Here is a 17,592-nt window from a genome sequence, read left to right on the forward strand (position 1 = left end):
CGCCGGCCTGCCGGCGCCAAGAGTTACAGGGAGGCAACGATGCTCGGCCGGCTCAACCATGTTGCGATCGCGGTCAAGGATGCCGAGAAGGCCGCGAAGATCTACGGCGCCGCGTTCGGCGCCGAGATCTCCAAGGCGGTGCCGCTGCCCGAGCATGGCGTCACCACCGTGTTCGTGACCCTGCCCAACACCAAGATCGAATTCATCGAGCCGCTCGGCGACACATCGCCGATCGCGAAATTCCTGGACCGAAATGCCGACGGCGGCATCCACCACGTCTGCTACGAAGTCGCCGATATCGTCGCTTCGCGCGACATCCTGATCGGCGAAGGCGCGCGCGTGCTCGGCGATGGCGAGCCGAAGATCGGCGCGCATGGCAAGCCGGTGCTGTTCCTTCATCCGAAGGATTTCTCCGGCGCGCTTGTCGAGATCGAGCAGGCCTGAAGCCGGGAGCGTGGCGGCATGGCCTATACCATCTCGACCTGGTTTGCCATCTACTTCGTGCTGTGGTGGGTCACGCTGTTCGTGACCCTGCCGTTCGGCGTGCGCAGCCAGCATGAGGACGGTGTCGGCGCACCCGGCACCGATCCCGGCGCTCCGATCGCGGCCCAGCTCGGACGCAAGATGATCTGGACCACGATCATCTCCGCGATCGTTTTTGCGACTGCGATGTTCGCCTACAATGCCGGCTATCTCTCGATCGAGCGATTGTCGCGACTGATGGGGATGCCGTTCTAGCTTCGTTGAGGGGTGCCGGGCCATGGCCGCGCTGCAGCAACCACCGGGCTATCGCATTCTGGGCGAAGCGGAGCTGCGTGATTATCTCGCACAGTTTCCCAAGGTTGCCGCGAGGCTGGGCGACGCGCCGCATTCCTGGTCCATCGAGGAGGTCGGCGACGGCAATTTGAACCTCGTTTTCATCGTCAGGGGTGCCGCCGACGGCATCGCGGTCAAGCAGGCATTGCCCTATGTGCGATTGGTCGGCGAGAGCTGGCCGCTGCCATTGTCGCGGGCGCACTATGAATATCTGGCCTTGACCCATCAGGCGCGGCTTGCGCCGGGCCTGGTGCCGGCCGTGCTGCATCACGACGAGGCACTGGCGCTGACGGCGATGGAACTGCTCACGCCACACATCATCATGCGCAAGGGGCTGGTCGCGGGCAAGGTCTATCCGCGCTTTGTCGAGGACGTCACGACCTTCCTGGCGCGCACGCTGTTCCTGACCTCCGACCTCGCCGTGCCGGCAGCGGAGAAGAAGGAGCACATCGCGGCATTCACCGGCAACCACGCGCTCTGCAGGATCACCGAGGATCTGATCTTCACCGATCCCTATCGCGCGGCCGAGCAGAACCGCTGGACCTCGCCCTGGCTCGATGCCACCGCCGCCCGCTTCCGCGACGATCTCGATGCGCATGTCGCGATCTCCCGGCTCAAGCTGAAATTCCTGAGCCATCCGGAAGCGCTGATCCATGGCGATCTCCACACCGGCTCGATCATGGTGACCGAGAGCGAGACACGGGTGATCGACCCGGAGTTTGCTTTCTACGGACCGATGGGATTCGACATCGGCGCCGTCATCGCCAACCTGCTCATGGCTTATCTGGCTTCGGCCGGCCACGAGCGCTCGGCGGGCGAACGGCACGAATTCGAGGCATGGATGCTGGGGACGGTCGAGGGCGTGTGGACGGAATTCGCCCGGAAATTTCTCGGACTCTGGCGCACGGAGGCCAAGGGCGACGCCTATCCCGTGTCCCTGTTCTCAGGCGAAGCCGGCGAGATGCGACTTGAAGTCGAGCGACAGACCTACATGGCGCTGCTGTTCCGCGACACCGTGGGCTTTGCGGCCGCAAAGATCATTCGCCGCATCCTCGGTCTCGCGCACAACATCGACTTCGAGTGGATCGAGGATACGAGATCCCGGGCCGTCTGCGAGGCGCGCAGCCTGCGGCTTGCGCGGGCAATGCTGGTGGGGACAGCCACCTTTCCTGATATCGCCGCCCTCACCAGCGCCGCCCGCGAAAGCCGTCAATGGCAGCCGGATTTCGCCTAGCTAGGGCTTGTGCTCATGAATTCGTCGCGTCCGTCTTCGCCTGCAGCGCCGCCAGCTTGTCGATCTCGGACTGCACCGCCTGCGCCGCCTGGCCGGCGAACTCCTTCTGCTGGGTCGCGGCCGCGGCGTAAGCTTCGATGCGCGGCGCAAAGCTCTTCTGGAAATGGGCGTGAACGTAGCGTGCCATCAGTTCGTAGTGGCGGCGGGTCGCGTCCCAATCGGCCCAGTTATGGGCGAGTTCCATGATCACGCCGAAGCCGCCCGAGCCTTTCAGCAGCTCGTCGATGTAGGCGATCGCGTCATCGGGCGTGCCGATGCATGCGGTGCCGGTCTCGATCAGCCAGTCGCAGTCGTCGGGCACATCAGGCGGGATGATCGGGAAGGTCGCGATCTCGCGGAAGTAGTCGGCGAACGCCTTGAGTCCGAACTTGACGTTCTTCTTCGCCTGCTCGCGAGTCTCGGCGATATGCATCAACGTCACGACGCGCCACTTGGCGCGATCGGGCACGTGACCGGCTTTGCGCGCCTCGGTCTCGTAGAGATTCCAGTTCGCGGTGTGATGGGCGATCGAGGTCGGCGTCGCGCCGCCGATTGCCAGCATGCCGATGCCGTGGCGCGCCGCCGCCATCGCGCCGACCGGCGAGCGCGCGCTGGCGACCGCCATCTCGATCATCGGTTTGGTGTAGGGCGCAAGCTGCAGATTGGCATTGCAGAGCCTGAACCAGTTGGTCTCCTTGCTGACCGTCTCGCCTTTGAACAGCGCGACGATGACGTCGAGCGCCTCATTCATCATGCGCCGCTGATCGCCGGCGTCGATCCCGATCTTGGTGGCGTCGTACACCAGCGCACCGGGGCCGACGCCGAACATCGCGCGCCCACGCGTCATGTGATCGAGCTGGACGATGCGGCTCGCGAGCATGAAGGGGTTATGATACGGCAGCGACGTCACGCCGGTGCCAAGCCGGATGTGCCTGGTGCGTTCGGCCGCCGCGGCAATGAACACATCGGGCGCGGCGATGATCTCGACACCGCCGGAGTGATGCTCGCCGATCCACGCCTCGCTGTAGTTCAGCCGGTCGAGATGCTGCAGCAGCTCGAAATCACGTTCCATCGCCAGCGTCGGATTGTCAGCTTTGGCATGAAACGGAGCGAGAAAAATACCGCTGCGGAGAGGCGTATTCATTGGTTCTCCTTATGGTTCTTGCCGACGGTCGATTGCCGCCGGTTGGGCTCGAGCATGTCTGACCGAGGCAGTCAGGCTATCAGATCTGCTGGCCGGGAGCTTGGATATCCATGTCACCATCCTTCAAATCATCCTCAATGGCCCAATCCGCTTGGCTTCGCTGCAGAATGTGCTGTGCCGGCAATCGCTCTCGGCGATGTAGCGGCCACATCTAGTCGACGGCCCTGGCGCGCAGCCGCTGCGCATAGACGTTGATCACGAGCGCGGCGAGCAGGATCAGGCCGCGGATCAAGATCTTCAGGAAGCTGTCGATGTTGACGTGGTCGAGCCCGTTGTTGAGCACGCCGAGCACGAACAGGCCGACGATGGTGTTGCCGATGCCGCCGCGCCCACCGAACAGGCTGGTGCCGCCGACCACCACCGCGGCGATGGAATCGAGCAAATAGGTGTCGAACTCGTTCTGCTGCGCGCTGCCGAAATGCGCCACCCCGAGCATGCCGCCGATGCCGGCGCAGACCGCGGCGATCACCATGACGCTGCCGAGGATCAGGTTGACGTTGAGCCCGGAGAATTCCGCCGCCTCGCGGTTGCCGCCGACCATGTAGACGTAGCGGCCGAAGCGCGTGTAGGTCAGCACCAGGTGCCCGGCGAGCAGCATGATCGCCGCGACGATGACGATCCAGGGGATGCCACTGACCGAGCCCGAGCCGAGCGTCGAGATCAGGCTCGGCACCTTGTAGGCGATCGGCCCGCGCACCAGCAGGGCCGAGATGCCGGCCGCGATCTGCATCATTGCCAGCGTCATGATGAAGGAGGGGATGCCGATCACGGTCAGCCCGAACGCGTTGACGAGGCCGAGCAGCGCGCACAGGGCGAGCGCGAGCAGAATCGCCGCCCAGCCGGCCAGTGGCACGTTGGCGATGTTCACATAGGATTCCTGCTGGCTGAAATAGGCGACCGCGATGCCCGTGACATTGGCGACGCTGGCGATGGAGAGGTCGATCTCGGCGCAGAGGATCACGAAGGTCAGCCCGACGGCGATGATGCCGGTGACAGAGACCTGGGTCAGGATGTTGCCGAGATTGTCGATGGTCGCAAACGAGGGGCTCGCGACGGCGAAGAAGCCGGAAAGCAGGATCAGCGTGAGAAACGGCGCGATGTTGCGCATCTGCGAGCGCAACAGGCGGGCCAGCCGGTGCGGCCGCTTATGGTCGGGGGTCGAAACCGTCACGCTTTCACCGCTCACGCCCGATCTCCTATGCCGCCTCCAGCAGGCGGTCCTTGCTGATGGCTTCGCCCGCGAATTCGCGCACCACCGCGCCGCGCTTCAGCACGATGATGCGGTCGGCGAGCGACAGCACCGTCTCGGGCTCGGTCGACATCACGATGATCGCGAGCCCCTTGTCGCGCAGGTCACGCACGATCTGGATCACGTCGTTCTTGGCGCCGACGTCCATGCCGCGCGTCGGCTCGCACAACACCAGCAGGCGCGGCGGATAGGTCAGCCATTTCGCCAGCGCCACCTTCTGCTGGTTGCCGCCGGAGAGCATGCCGAGGTCGAGCTCGACGGCGGCCGGCCTGATCTGCAATTGCTCGACCTGCCTTGCCGCGATCGAGCGCTCGCGGGCGGGCTTCAACAGCAGGGACGAGATGCGGTCGAGAATGGAGACCGAGATGTTCTTGTAGATCGGCTCCTGGTGGAACAGCATCGCGCGCCGGCTTTCGGGCACGAAGGCGATGCCGGCGCGCCTCGCATCGGCGGTATTGGCGAAACTCTGCAGTGCACCCGCAAGGCGCAGCGTCCCCTGGCCGGGCCAGAGCTTGCCGAACAGGATACGGGACAGCTCGAGCTGGCCGCAGCCCATGAAGCCGTAGACGCCGAGCACTTCGCCCGCGCGCACGTCGAACGAGACGTCCTGCAAGCCGCGAGGCAGGGAAACCTGGTCGACGCCCAGCACCACCGGCCGCTCGCTCCGCGCCGGCAGGGCGATGTCGTGGGTATAGGTCTCCTCGAGCGCCTCTCGGCCCTTGCCAATCATCGCCTCGATCAGCTCGGCCTTGCTGGTCGCCGCCGCCGCAGTGTCGGTGACTTTCCGTCCGTTGCGGAATACCGTCACCGTGTCGGAGACCCGCAGGATGTCCTCGATGAAATGCGAGATGAAGATGATGGCCGTGCCTTCGTCGCGCAGCCGGCGCAGCGTCGAAAACAGCCGTTCGACCTCGGGCGGGGAGAGCGCCGAAGTCGGCTCGTCCAGGATGATGATGCGGGCGCCCGAGAACAGGACGCGCGCGATCTCGATCAGTTGCTGCAGCCCGATCGGCAGGTCGCCGAGCCGCATGGCCGGATCGACGTCGATACCGAAACGCGCGAGCTGGTCGCCGGCTTCCCGCGCCATGCGCCGCCATTGCACGAGGCCGAAACGGTTGGTGGGCTGGTTGCCGAGAAATACGTTCTCGGCAACCGACAGGTCGGGCGCGACGCTGAGCTCCTGATGCACCATGGCGATCCCGGCCGCGCGTGCGTCACGGGTCGAGCGAAAGCGGGTCTCGTGACCGTCGAGCAGGAAGCGGCCGGAAAATTCCGGATGCACGCCGGCGATGATCTTCATCAGCGTGCTTTTCCCCGCGCCGTTCTCCCCGACGAGACCATGGATCTCGCCGGGACGCAGCGTGAAATCGACCCCACGCAAGGCCTCGACACCGCCGAAGGCCTTGGTGATTCCCTGCAGCTCGAGGATGGGCGAGCGGTCTTCAGGCATCGACGGCTCAGATCAGGAAGTGATCCTCCATCCACTGCATGCCGGGCGCATTGGCTTTTGTCACGACCGGACCGTCGGTGACGACGTTCTTCGGGATGCCACCCTGACCGGTCTTTTCGCCCGCGGTCACGGCGGCGACGCCGGCGACGATGGCGCCGCCATGGATGCGGCAGGAGGGATTGCGGACGGTGGCGAACATGCGGCCCTCGGCCACCGCCTGGATCGCCGGCGGCATGGCATCGACCCCTCCGATCAGGATATTGGTGCGGTTGTGCGCCTTCATGATGTTGTAGGCGGCGAGCGCCATATCGTCATTATGGAAGAACGCCGCATCGATCTGAGGATATTTGGTGAGGTAGGTCTCCCACAGCCGCGCGGTCTTCGAGACGTCCCAGTCCGCGGGCTGGGTGTCGAGCACCTCGATGTTCGGATATTGCTTGACGACGCTCTCGAACCCCTTGGCGCGGCCCTGTGCGCCGGTATGGCCGAGCGCGCCCTGGGTCATGATCACCTTGCCCTTGCCGCCCAATGCGTTGACCAGGGCCTGCGTCACCGACGCGCCCATGAACTCGTTGTCGGGGGCGAGGAAGGCATGCACGTTGATCTGGTCGAGCGGCGCGATCAGCGTGTCCATGTCGATGACGGGAATACCGGCGTCGATCATCTTCTGCACCGGCTGCGTCAAGGTGCCGATGCCGAACGCCTGGATCGCGACGAAGTCCCACTTCTGCGATGCCATGTTGTCGATCGCGGCGCGCTGCTTGACCGCGTCGAGCTGGCCGTCGAACCAGGTGACCTCGACGTTGAACAGCTTGCCCCACCATTCTGCGGCCTGCTTGCCCTGCGCGCACCAGGTCGCCTGCAGGCCGGCGTTGGAGAACGCGGCCTTCAACGGCTTTTCCGAACGTCCTGTCTCGGCCGCCAGTGCCGGGCTTACGCCGATCCCGCTCAATAGCGCGGAGGCGGCGCCGGCGGTCGCCGCAGCCTGCAACAGATCACGCCTGGTCGTTGAGAAATCCTTCCCGGACATCGTTCGCTCCCTCATTTGTCTTTGCTCATGACCGGGGCATCGTTGGGCGGCCGCCGGCGGCGGGAATCAGTCTCTCACAGTCCGAACGTTCCCGCCACCCGCCCATCGAAGGGGTTCGGGCTGCCGGCCCTTGTTGGCTGTGGTTCAGATGCGGCGGAGCGGCAGCGCGCCGGGCACGAAATCGATCAGGTGCCGGATGTCGATCGGCCGCTCGATGAAGCGGAGAGCTTGCCGGTCCAGCTGAGGTTCGATGCGGTATCGGCGGGATGGTTGATTGCGGCTGCGACGAAAATCGGCGTCGGCAAAGTGCAATCGCGGTGGCCGGGACAGATGCCGCTTTTGCCAATGCGAGATAATGATCGACGGAAGTTCGCCGTTGGCAGTCGGACAAATCTCTCGGCGCCGGAAAATCGATCTCGCCGGATCGTCACTTTGCCTGATGGCTCGGCACAGGGGTACCATATGGCTCCGCCGGGACTGACAGCGATCGTCGCCTAAGGATCGTGTCACAAAAAAAGAGCAGGGTGACTAACCCTGCTCGAAAAATTGTGTCGACCCTATTTGCCCGCAAATTCAGGCTTGGATTTCATTGGCGGGTTGACGCTGCTTTTGCGCGCCAGGGTTCCTCCCGAGACTTGGACCACCAGACTTTGACCACCTGACCGTGGGCACGCCTGTGTGCAGATTCGTAGACTATCTTGGCGACTTTGTCATCTATGGAAGCAACGATTGTTCAAAGTTCGGGCAATCTGCGAAATGATTGGAAGTTGACCACCGACCAGCACGTCTGTATGCAGGTATCGGATCGGGGTAATATAATACCTTCATTTCGGGAAAGGCTGAGCACGGAATTTTGCGAAGCGGAGGTCGTTCAAGGGCAGGGATGGCCCGCAAATCGTCTCGCTTTGCGGCTGCGCAACGACGGTGTGGCTTTTCAGGCCTCGACTAGCCTGCGGCCTGGTGATTAGTTGGCGGTCTCTTCTTGGTGACTCGCAGAATGCGACGGCTATTTCAGAGATTCTTTCCGATCGTTCTGATCGCACTGATGGTGCAGATCCTGGCACCGATCGGGGCGTGCTGGGCCGCGGCGCTCGCCGCATCCGATCCGCTGCAGCTCGCGGAAATATGCCATAGCGATCCGGCCGCAGCGGCTGGGCAAACCGACCGAGGCGATCATCATCTCCATGATGGCGCCTGCTCGATCTGCTGCGCGGGGCAGGGCGGTGCGTCGCTGGATACGCCGCAGGTCGTCGTTGTCGCAGCGCCGCCACGCCAGGCGGCGAGGGTCGTTTGGTGCGACACGGCGCAGGACCGGTCGCCGCCCCGTATTGGCTCCAACACGCAGGCGCGTGCCCCGCCACTGTCGATCTGACGTTGCGGCCGAACGGCCGCGCACGCGATCACATTCTACAGTTTGCGGAGATTCTCCAATGTCCATCCGATCATGGCGCGCGGGTTTGTCAGGACTCGCCATCGCACTCATCCCAGTCAGTACCGGCTTCGCCCACGAAATCGTCGGCAACCGCTTCTTCCCGGCAACCCTTGGCATCGACGATCCGGGCGTCAACGACGAACTCGCCTTTCCAACCGTCGACAGCTTCAAGACCGGCGACGTGCCGCCGGTCCGGCAGCGCGATGTCTCCGGCGAGTTCTCCAAGCGCATCACCGAAGATTTCGCGATCTCGTTCGCCTCGACCTACACCTTCCTGGGACCCGTCGATCCCACCGCGGCGGGAGCCAACGGCTTTCAGAACCTGGAGACGACCTTCAAATACCGGGTGTTCAAGAGCCCGGAGCATGAGTTCGTCCTGTCGGCCGGCCTCAGCGTTGAGTGGGGCGGCACCGGATCGGCGAATGTCGGCGCTGAGTCGTTCAACGTCTACACGCCGACTCTCTACTTCGGCAAAGGCCTGGGCGACCTTCCCGACACCTTGTCCTGGATCAGGCCGGTCGCGATCACGGGCCAGGTCGGCTACGCCATTCCCGGACGCAGCTCGACCTCGACCTTCGACATCGATCCGGACACCGGTCTGCAGACGGTCGACACCGAGTTCAATCCGCGCGTGTTGAACTGGGGCGCGTCGATCCAGTACAGCATGCCCTATCTGAAATCGGCGGTCGTCGATCTCGGCCTGCCCGACTTCATCAATCACCTGATTCCACTGGTTGAAGCCAACCTGCAGACGCCGGTGTCGAACACGCTGACGTCGGGTACAGTGACGACCGGCACGATCAATCCGGGCGTGATCTGGGTCGGCAACAAGTTCCAGGTCGGCGTCGAGGCGCTGGTCCCGGTCAATCGCCAAAGCGGGAGCAATATCGGGGTGATCGGGCAATTGCATCTCTATCTCGACGACATCGATCCGAACGGCATCGGCAGGCCGCTGTTCGGCAATGCCCCCCCGCCCGCACGCCCCTTTGCGAACAACTGAAGGAGCCGGACATGCAACGCTCATTCTTTGTCGGAGCCATTCCGCTATTTCTCCTGCTGGCTGCCGAGCAGGCCAGCGCCCACGCGCTGCTCGACCATGCCGAGCCCCGCGTCGGCAATACGGTGGCGAGCCCGCCACGCGCGGTGACCTTGTGGTTCACGCAGAAGCTGGAGCAGGCTTTCAGCGGCATCACAGTGACCAATGCGGCCGGCGAGCGCGTCGACACGGGAAAGGCGCGTGTCAGCGGCGAGCAGATGTCGGTCTCGTTGCGCGCCGGGGGCAGCGGGACCTATCACGTGAAATGGCATGTCCTCTCCGTGGACACGCACAGGACTGAAGGCGATTTCACATTCCGGGTGGGTCAATAAGGCAAGAGCCCGAAGCAGATGACGTGGCTTGGTACGGACATCGACGGACCGATCGTCGCCGCGCGCGCGCTCCATCTCGGAGCCGCAGCGGTGACGGCCGGCGGACTGATTTTCCGCGAGGCCGTTGCCGAGCCAGCCTTGCGTTGCCGACGCGAGGCGAGCGCCAGCATTGGGTCGCAGATCCGATGGCTGGCTTGGACTGGCCTTCCCATCGTGGTGGTTTCGGGATTTATCTGGGCCGTGCTGCTGACGGAGCAGCTCAGCGACGAAGGTTTTGGCGAGGCGGTGACGTCGGGGGCGCTGCGTGACGTGATGACCCTGACGCAATTCGGGATCGTCATGCAGGTTCGCCTTGGGGTCGCGATCGTGCTGGCGATCGGCCTGGCCTTCGATCGTTCGGCATGGGGACGCTGGCTTGGCCTGGGGGCGGCGCTGGGCTTGACGGCCTCGGTAGCCTGGACCGGACACGCGGGTTCGACGCCGCACGCACTGGGATATCTGCACCTGGCGGCGGACGCCCTGCATTCATGCGCCGCCGCGGCGTGGGTCGGTGGCCTGCCGCCACTCGCGCTGCTGCTCCGCGCCTGCAGTCCGAATCAGCCGATCGCGGCGGTGCCGCTCGAGCTCGAGGCAGTCAGGCGTTTCTCCATGCTTGGCATCGCCAGCGTGGCAACATTGATCTTGTCGGGAATCATCAATACCTGGATTCTCGTCGGCTCGTGGCGCGGTCTGATCACCAACGCCTACGGTTGGCTCTTGATGATGAAGCTTGCCGTTTTCGCCGTGATGCTGATGTTTGCAGCTGTCAACCGGACGGTTCTGACGCCTGGCTTGGCGCTTCCCCCAGGCAGCGAAGCGCAGGGCAGGACGGTGCACCGACTGATGCGCAATACCGTCGTCGAGTTCGTGCTTGGACTGCTCGTGCTCGCCATTGTCGGCATGCTCGGCACGTTGCACCCGGCTGCCCATCTCGTGAATTAGCAGAAAGGAGCAAGCAAATGCGAAGATTGACCACCACCTCGATTGCATACGCGGCCCTGGCAGCCGTCTTGGCCGCCTGTCTGGTTGCGGTGCCGGCACGCGCCCAGGAGGTCAAGGCCGGCGACCTCGTCATCAGCCAGGCCTGGAGCCGCGCCACGCCGAAGGGCGCCAGGACCGGCGGCAGCTATCTCACCATCGAGAACAAGGGAAGTGCGGCCGATCGGCTGATCGGTGCGACCTCGGATGCCGCGGGCAGCGTCCAGGTCCATGAGATGAGCATGGACGGCGGCGTCATGAAGATGCGTCCGCTCGAGGGCGGACTCGCCATCGAACCCGGCAAGACCGTCAAGCTTGCGCCCGGCGGCTACCACCTGATGATGATGGATTTGAAGAATCCGTTGAAGCAGGGCGACAAATTGCCGATCACGCTCGAGTTCGAAAAGGCCGGCAAGGTGCAGGTGACGTTCGATGTTCAGGGCGTTGGCGCCCAGGGACCGGCCGCGGCGGGCGATCACATGCAGATGCATAAGGATATGAAGATGTGAAGTGTCGGTGCCGTGGGCTCGCCGATCGCTGCGCGTGCTCTTTGGCGCGCCGCTGCCGGCGCTACGCCGCTGGCTGTCCACATTCACTCGGACAAGGCGATGTTCCAGTGTGCTGATCTCGCCGGGCGTCGTGGGGATCGACAGCTCCGTGCTGCAACTGATGACGGGCGAGGGTACGCCGCTGCCCGTCAACGAGGCCATTCTCCTGCTGAGCCCGCCCGGCCAGGGCGTCGAGCCGCTCGACCGAGCGCAACGCTGGGAGCTGACGGCCACCGGCACGTCGACGACGCGCCGCTGCCATCCGTCGGACGCGGGCATATGCGGATCGAGGCGGTAACCCCGTTCAAGCAAGTCACGCTCGAGGACGATTTCGAGGTGCCGGCGCAGCCGTTGCCGAATGACCGGATCGGATTGCCGTCCTCATCTTGAGGAGGTGTACCTCCAGCACGCGGGTATGTCGGCAAAACGGCAGGAAATTCGGCGACTTAGTGGCTTTTTCTAAAGCTCTCTCTTGTCTTTTCGCGCCCAATCCGGTTTGACTGGCGTCGCACGCACCCGGTCCCCCGATTCCTCCAAGGTCCTGCTATGCGACTGTCACGTTTTTTTCTGCCCATCCTGAAGGAAAATCCGAAGGAAGCCGAGATCGTGTCGCATCGGCTGATGCTGCGCGCGGGCATGCTGCGGCAGGAGGCCGCGGGGATCTATGCCTGGCTGCCGCTCGGCTTTCGCGTCCTGAAGAAGATCGAGCAGATCGTGCGCGAGGAGCAGGATCGCGCCGGCGCCCTGGAGCTGTTGATGCCGACCCTGCAGCTTGCCGACCTCTGGCGCGAGAGCGGGCGCTATGATGCCTATGGCCCGGAGATGCTGCGCATCACCGATCGCCACAAGCGCGAGCTATTGTACGGGCCGACCAACGAGGAGATGATCACCGAGATCTTCCGCGCCTATGTGAAGTCGTACCGCAATCTTCCGCTCAATCTCTACCACATCCAGTGGAAGTTCCGCGACGAGCAGCGCCCGCGGTTCGGCGTGATGCGTGGCCGTGAGTTCCTGATGAAGGACGCCTATTCCTTCGACATCGACGAGACTGCGGCGCGGCGCTCTTACAACAAGATGTTCGTCGCCTATCTGCGCACGTTCGCGCGGATGGGCCTGAAGGCTATTCCGATGCGCGCCGAGACCGGCCCGATCGGCGGCGACCTCAGCCACGAGTTCATCGTACTGGCGGAGACCGGCGAGTCCGCCGTGTTCTGCAATAGCGACGTGCTCGATCTGCCGGTTCCCGGGGAGGACGTCGATTACGACGGCGATCTCACGCCGGTCATCAAGCAGTGGACGTCGGTCTATGCCGCGACCGAGGACGTGCACGACGCCGCGCACTTCGATCGCGAGGTGCCCGAGGCAAAACGGGTGCGCACCAGGGGCATCGAGGTCGGCCAGATCTTCTATTTCGGCACCAAATATTCCGACACGATGAAAGCCCTTGTTGCGGGAGCTGACGGCGCGGAGGTGCCGATCCATGGCGGCTCCTATGGCGTCGGCGTCTCGCGCCTGGTTGGCGCGATCATCGAGGCTTGCCACGACGAGGCCGGCATCAAGTGGCCGGAGGCGGTGGCGCCCTTCAGCGTCGTCATCCTCAATCTGAAGCAGGGCGGTGCTGACACCGACGCCGCCTGCGAAAAACTCTATCGCGAGCTTTCCGCGAAAAGAGTGGATGTCCTGTACGATGACACCGACCAGCGCGCCGGCGCCAAGTTCGCCACCGCCGACCTGATCGGCATTCCCTGGCAGATCATGGTCGGGCCGAAAGGTCTTGCCGAAGGCAAGGTGGAGTTGAAGCGGCGCAGTGATGGCGGGCGGGAGAACGTGCCGCTCGCCGACGTGGTCGGCCGCTTCTGACCACGCAGGCCGCCGATCGAGGTGGCCGCAGATCATCGGGCGACCTCTACGTCGAACCGAGCCGGCATTGCATCGAAGACGCCCGCTGCCAAGCGTGAGGAAAACTCCTGGATTGATTGGCCGAGCCCGCTTTACAGCACTATTATTGCGCGGAATCTGGTGGGATTCGCGCGATACTGGAAAGTTACCGAATAGCCCAAGGCGAAGCCTTTGAAGCCAAGGAAAAAACCGCAATCATGGGATTATCGAGCGATGGATGAGACCATGACCGAACCGATCCAGACCGCACCGTTTGCGCCGTTCGAATGGATGCTGTCGGCGCGCTATCTGCGGGCGCGCCGCAAGGAAGGATTCATCTCCGTGATCGCGGGGTTTTCCTTTCTCGGCATCATGCTCGGCGTCGCCACGTTGATCATCGTGATGGCCGTGATGAACGGGTTCCGCAAGGAACTGCTCGATAAGATCCTCGGGCTGAACGGTCATCTCCTGGTGCAGCCGCTGGAATCGCCCTTGACGGACTGGAAGGATGTCGCCGATCGGATCAGCCAGGTGCAGGGCATCCGCCTGGCCGCGCCAGTCGTCGACGGCCAGGGGCTTGGTTCCTCGCCGTTCAATGCCACCGGCGTGTTCATCCGCGGCATTCGCGCCGACGATCTCAACAATCTCACCTCGATTGCCTCCAACATCAAGCAGGGCACGCTCGAGGGATTCGACGAGGGCGACGGGGTGGCGATCGGCCGTCGGCTCGCCGACCAATTGTCGCTGCATGCCGGCGACAGCATCACGCTGGTATCGCCGAAGGGAGCGGTGACGCCGATGGGCGTGACCCCGCGCATCAAGCCCTACAAGGTCGCAGCCGTCTTCGAGATCGGCATGTCCGAATATGATTCGACCTTCGTATTCATGCCGCTCGCCGAGGCGCAAAAGTATTTCAATCGTCCCAACGACGTGTCGGCGATCGAGGTCTTCACCACCAATCCCGACAAGATCGACGCCTTCCGCAAGGCCGTGACCGAGGCAGCCGGACGGCCGGTCTTCCTGGTGGATTGGCGGCAGCGCAATTCGACCTTCTTCAATGCGCTCCAGGTCGAGCGCAATGTCATGTTCCTGATCCTGACCATGATCGTGCTCGTCGCAGCCCTCAATATCGTTTCCGGCCTCATCATGCTGGTCAAGGACAAGGGCAGCGATATCGCCATCCTGCGCACCATGGGCGCCTCGCAGGGCGCGATCATGCGGGTGTTCCTGATCACCGGGGCGGCGATCGGCGTGGTCGGGACCTTCGTCGGCTTCCTGGTCGGGATCCTGATCTGCTTCAACATCGAGTCGATCCGGCAGTTTCTGTCCTGGCTGACCAACACCGAGTTGTTCGATCCGACGCTGTATTTTCTCTCCAAACTGCCGGCTGAGGTGGATTTCGGCGAGACCACCGCGGTCGTGATCATGGCGCTCACGCTGTCCTTCCTCGCCACGCTCTATCCGTCCTGGCGCGCCGCACGGCTCGACCCCGTTGAAGCGCTGCGCTACGAGTGAGGGGCTGATGGGGCAGGCCGCGGAAGATGTACCGGTCATCTATCTCCACGAGATAAAGCGCCAGTACATGCAGGGCGAGGTGCCGCTGACCATCCTCAACGGCGCCAAGCTTGCGCTATGGGCCGGGCAGTCGGTGGCCTTGGTGGCGCCTTCCGGCTCGGGCAAGTCGACGCTGCTGCACATTGCGGGGCTTCTCGAGACGCCCGATGACGGCGAGGTCTACGTCTCCGGCGCGCCGACCTCGCAATTGGCCGACGTCGAGCGCACCCAGATCCGTCGCACCGACATCGGCTTCGTCTATCAATCGCACCGGCTGCTGCCGGAATTCACGGCACTCGAGAATGTCATGCTGCCGCAGATGATCCGCGGCCTGCGGCGCTCCGAAACCATCAAGCGCTCGACCGAGATCCTGAGCTATCTCGGCCTCGGCGAGCGCATCAGGCATCGGCCGACCGAGCTCTCCGGCGGCGAGCAGCAGCGGGTCGCGATCGCGCGTGCGGTGGCCAACGCGCCACGGGTTCTGCTCGCCGACGAGCCCACCGGCAACCTCGATCCGAACACGGCCGACCACGTCTTTCACGCGCTGATGCAGCTCGTGAAGGCGACCAACGTCGCGATGCTGATCGCCACTCACAACATGGAGCTCGCCGGCCGCATGGACCGCCGGGTATCGCTCGTCAACGGCGAGGTCGTCGAGCTGGAATAGCTGCCCGCTTCAACGTCGCGCGACCCACGATTTGTGGGCCGGCGATCCCGCGTTCATCGACCTGCTCGACCGGCTGCGCAGGGGTTGTTGCGAATTCGGCGCGTGGTGGGAGGCGCACGACGTCCGCAACGTCCGCGGCGGCGAAGAACTGTTGCATCACCCGCGCAAGGCGCGGCTGCGATTCGAGCATGCGAGCCTTCAGGCAAACGACGATCCGGCTTTGAAGCTGATTCATCTACACGCCGATCTGAAGTCGCGGATTCTTGGTGGTTGCAACTGCAACCACCATTGCCGGCAGAATCGAGCGAGATTCTGCCCGGGGAAACATCAACGGGAACATCAACGCTGTTCCAATGTGGCCTGCCGGGGGCCGGCCACGATTTGTCCATTCAATCGGCGAATCCGGGTTCCCCGAATCCGCGCGAGCCCTGCAAATACAGGGGTTTCGTGAACCGCAGAAACGCCCGATCGGAATCGCATTAACGCCCGAAACCGGCAATTAACTTCTTCGCACGCAGCGCGCGCGTGGCGAACCCGTGCGTACGCCGCAAATGAGGCCGCTACCCATCGGGGGGTGGACAATCGGATCTATTCAAGCGCCTCGAAGGAAAGGTACGGAGTTCGACACATGAAGAATTTTCTCGTCGCAATGGCCGGGTTGGGGGCAGTCGTTGCATCGGCTCCCGCCTCCGCGGCCGACCTCGCGGCCAAGCCCAGGCCCTATACCAAGGCTCCGCCGATCGTGGCTGCCACGATCTACGACTGGAGCGGCTTCTACATCGGTGCCAACGCCGGCGGTGGCGCGAGCCGCGATTGCTGGAATCTCGTCTCCAACGCCGGTGTCGCCGTCAATCCCGCCATGAATCGCGAAGGCTGCACCAGCGCGAGCGGTGCGCTGGTCGGCGGCCAGATCGGCTATCGTTTCCAGATGGCGAACTGGGTGTTCGGCGTCGAAGCGCAAGGCGACTGGGCGGACTTCAAGGGCACCAGGATCAACCAGATTCTGCCCGGTGTCTCCGACCGCACCCAGGTCAACGCCTTCGGTCTCTTCACCGGCCAGGTCGGCTATGCCTTCAACAACGTGCTGGCCTACGTCAAGGGCGGCGGCGCCGTCGTCGGCGACAAGTACAACACTTTCACCACGGCGACCAACGTCGTGCTCGATCAGGCCAACACCACGCGTTGGGGCGGCACCGTCGGCGCCGGCCTGGAATACGGCTTCGCGCCGAACTGGTCGGTCGGCGTCGAATACGACCACATCTTCCTGGGCAACAAGAACCTGAACTTCACCACGGTCGGCGGCGCCGCCGCCATGACGCACAACATCACCCAGGACGTCGATTTGGGCATGGTCCGCGTGAACTACAAGTTCGGGCCATCCTTCATGAAATTCTGATCTCGTGCAGCTATGGATGAAGAGCCGTATCGGCTCTTCACCCGGAGCAGGGTTCAGTAGGCGGGTTCGTAATGTCGCCGCCGGTGGTGGGGCACGTAGGGACCCGGTTCGTCGTAGAAGGCCCCGCCCTGGAAATATGGATTGACGTCGCATGTGCCGGCGCGGCCGGAGGCGGACAGGTGGCACTGCGCGAGCGAGGTGTAGGTGCATTGATAGTAGTTGGCACCCCGGCTGAACACGTGCAGGCAAACCGGATAGTTGGGATCGTAGGTCTGCGCCTGGGCGGGCGCGGCCAGGGCGAGCGCGCCGCCCGCAAGAAGCGCCAGGGTTGGGATTCGCATCAAAATCTCCTTCGCGACATGTTGTGGCGACCGGCCTGCGATTCGCGTTCGCTGCCGCCATTGTAGAACGGATTGGCATCGCAGTAGGCGTTGCGGCCCGACGCCGTCGCCTGGCACTGCTGGTAGGTGTCGTAGCTGCAGTCGCCATTGAAGCTGTCGCTGTCGCCGCCCTTCATGCAGAACGGATAGTCGCGCGCCAGCGCCGCGAACGGCTGCACCGCGCCGGCCGCCGTCAACATCCACAGCGCACTCGTGATCCGCTTCATGGCTCGTTCCCCCGCCCGATAGCCTTGAACCCCAGAGGATCAATCCGGTGACGCGTGGTCAACTCACGTTCCCTCGTGTCGCGCGTGTGCCACAGCCGTGACG

At 63.8% G+C, this 17,592-nt stretch carries 20 protein-coding genes and 1 pseudogene; 14 read left to right on the plus strand and 7 right to left on the minus strand.

Annotation, left to right across the window (positions count from 1 at the left end):
* Nucleotides 1-39: 39 nt before the first annotated feature.
* The 3 genes from mce to mtnK are packed head-to-tail and all read left to right on the plus strand — an operon-like array spanning nucleotide 40 to nucleotide 2,050.
* Nucleotides 40-444 (plus strand): methylmalonyl-CoA epimerase, encoded by a 405-nt coding sequence (gene mce, locus JOY90_RS26915; RefSeq protein ID WP_291694140.1) that lies wholly within the window; start codon nucleotides 40-42, stop codon nucleotides 442-444.
* 18 nt (nucleotides 445-462) lie between these two features.
* The gene (locus tag JOY90_RS26920; RefSeq protein WP_291694141.1) at nucleotides 463-738 is read left to right on the plus strand and encodes a DUF1467 family protein; all 276 of its coding nucleotides are present in this window, start codon (nucleotides 463-465) and stop codon (nucleotides 736-738) included.
* Nucleotides 739-760: 22 nt separating this feature from the next.
* Complete coding sequence (gene mtnK, locus JOY90_RS26925; protein WP_291694142.1) at nucleotides 761-2,050, plus strand: S-methyl-5-thioribose kinase; 1,290 nt, start codon at nucleotides 761-763, stop codon at nucleotides 2,048-2,050.
* A gap of 13 nt (nucleotides 2,051-2,063) precedes the next feature.
* On the opposite strand, the gene JOY90_RS26930 is transcribed toward mtnK, so the two are convergent.
* From JOY90_RS26930 to JOY90_RS26950, 5 genes are all read right to left on the minus strand, one after another.
* Nucleotides 2,064-3,233, minus strand: coding sequence for an LLM class flavin-dependent oxidoreductase (locus JOY90_RS26930; RefSeq protein ID WP_291694143.1), 1,170 nt, complete (start codon nucleotides 3,231-3,233; stop codon nucleotides 2,064-2,066).
* Nucleotides 3,234-3,444: 211 nt separating this feature from the next.
* Nucleotides 3,445-4,464, minus strand: a complete 1,020-nt coding sequence (locus JOY90_RS26935) for an ABC transporter permease (RefSeq protein ID WP_291694158.1) — start codon at nucleotides 4,462-4,464, stop codon at nucleotides 3,445-3,447.
* Nucleotides 4,465-4,489: 25 nt separating this feature from the next.
* Nucleotides 4,490-5,992 (minus strand): sugar ABC transporter ATP-binding protein, encoded by a 1,503-nt coding sequence (locus tag JOY90_RS26940; protein ID WP_291694144.1) that lies wholly within the window; start codon nucleotides 5,990-5,992, stop codon nucleotides 4,490-4,492.
* A 7-nt stretch (nucleotides 5,993-5,999) separates the two neighbouring features.
* Nucleotides 6,000-7,022, minus strand: coding sequence for a sugar ABC transporter substrate-binding protein (locus JOY90_RS26945; RefSeq protein WP_291694145.1), 1,023 nt, complete (start codon nucleotides 7,020-7,022; stop codon nucleotides 6,000-6,002).
* Nucleotides 7,023-7,166: 144 nt separating this feature from the next.
* Nucleotides 7,167-7,334, minus strand: coding sequence for a hypothetical protein (locus JOY90_RS26950; protein WP_291694146.1), 168 nt, complete (start codon nucleotides 7,332-7,334; stop codon nucleotides 7,167-7,169).
* A 685-nt stretch (nucleotides 7,335-8,019) separates the two neighbouring features.
* Here JOY90_RS26950 and JOY90_RS26955 point away from each other — a divergent pair.
* From JOY90_RS26955 to JOY90_RS27005, 11 genes and pseudogenes are all read left to right on the plus strand, one after another.
* A complete protein-coding gene (locus tag JOY90_RS26955) occupies nucleotides 8,020-8,394 on the plus strand; it encodes a DUF2946 domain-containing protein (RefSeq protein WP_291694147.1) in 375 nt (124 codons plus the stop codon).
* Nucleotides 8,395-8,452: 58 nt separating this feature from the next.
* The gene (locus JOY90_RS26960) at nucleotides 8,453-9,454 is read left to right on the plus strand and encodes a hypothetical protein (RefSeq protein WP_291694148.1); all 1,002 of its coding nucleotides are present in this window, start codon (nucleotides 8,453-8,455) and stop codon (nucleotides 9,452-9,454) included.
* A gap of 11 nt (nucleotides 9,455-9,465) precedes the next feature.
* Complete coding sequence (locus JOY90_RS26965) at nucleotides 9,466-9,822, plus strand: copper resistance protein CopC (RefSeq protein ID WP_291694149.1); 357 nt, start codon at nucleotides 9,466-9,468, stop codon at nucleotides 9,820-9,822.
* 18 nt (nucleotides 9,823-9,840) lie between these two features.
* The gene (copD, locus tag JOY90_RS26970; RefSeq protein ID WP_291694150.1) at nucleotides 9,841-10,803 is read left to right on the plus strand and encodes a copper homeostasis membrane protein CopD; all 963 of its coding nucleotides are present in this window, start codon (nucleotides 9,841-9,843) and stop codon (nucleotides 10,801-10,803) included.
* A 17-nt stretch (nucleotides 10,804-10,820) separates the two neighbouring features.
* The gene (locus JOY90_RS26975) at nucleotides 10,821-11,348 is read left to right on the plus strand and encodes a copper chaperone PCu(A)C (protein WP_291694151.1); all 528 of its coding nucleotides are present in this window, start codon (nucleotides 10,821-10,823) and stop codon (nucleotides 11,346-11,348) included.
* Between the two features lie 109 nt (nucleotides 11,349-11,457).
* On the plus strand, nucleotides 11,458-11,685 hold the full coding sequence (locus JOY90_RS26980; RefSeq protein WP_291694152.1) for a hypothetical protein: 228 nt from the start codon (nucleotides 11,458-11,460) through the stop codon (nucleotides 11,683-11,685).
* A gap of 248 nt (nucleotides 11,686-11,933) precedes the next feature.
* A complete protein-coding gene (gene proS, locus JOY90_RS26985; RefSeq protein WP_291694153.1) occupies nucleotides 11,934-13,247 on the plus strand; it encodes a proline--tRNA ligase in 1,314 nt (437 codons plus the stop codon).
* 252 nt (nucleotides 13,248-13,499) lie between these two features.
* On the plus strand, nucleotides 13,500-14,780 hold the full coding sequence (locus JOY90_RS26990; RefSeq protein ID WP_291694154.1) for a lipoprotein-releasing ABC transporter permease subunit: 1,281 nt from the start codon (nucleotides 13,500-13,502) through the stop codon (nucleotides 14,778-14,780).
* A gap of 4 nt (nucleotides 14,781-14,784) precedes the next feature.
* Entirely contained in the window at nucleotides 14,785-15,486 is a 702-nt protein-coding gene (locus JOY90_RS26995) for an ABC transporter ATP-binding protein (RefSeq protein ID WP_291694159.1), read from the plus strand.
* A 16-nt stretch (nucleotides 15,487-15,502) separates the two neighbouring features.
* Nucleotides 15,503-15,737: pseudogene (locus tag JOY90_RS27000) on the plus strand (transcriptional regulator); the annotation flags it as partial.
* 377 nt (nucleotides 15,738-16,114) lie between these two features.
* Entirely contained in the window at nucleotides 16,115-16,882 is a 768-nt protein-coding gene (locus JOY90_RS27005) for an outer membrane beta-barrel protein (protein WP_291694155.1), read from the plus strand.
* 53 nt (nucleotides 16,883-16,935) lie between these two features.
* Here JOY90_RS27005 and JOY90_RS27010 read toward each other — a convergent pair whose 3' ends face one another.
* Together JOY90_RS27010 and JOY90_RS27015 are read right to left on the minus strand one after the other, a co-directional pair.
* Nucleotides 16,936-17,223 (minus strand): DUF3551 domain-containing protein, encoded by a 288-nt coding sequence (locus JOY90_RS27010; protein WP_291694156.1) that lies wholly within the window; start codon nucleotides 17,221-17,223, stop codon nucleotides 16,936-16,938.
* On the minus strand, nucleotides 17,223-17,489 hold the full coding sequence (locus tag JOY90_RS27015; RefSeq protein ID WP_291694157.1) for a DUF3551 domain-containing protein: 267 nt from the start codon (nucleotides 17,487-17,489) through the stop codon (nucleotides 17,223-17,225). Before JOY90_RS27015 ends, JOY90_RS27010 begins: the two co-directional genes overlap by 1 nt.
* Nucleotides 17,490-17,592: the final 103 nt, after the last annotated feature.

This window comes from Bradyrhizobium sp., from assembly GCF_019242285.1.
In the GTDB taxonomy this organism is placed as follows: Bacteria; Pseudomonadota; Alphaproteobacteria; order Rhizobiales; family Xanthobacteraceae; genus Bradyrhizobium.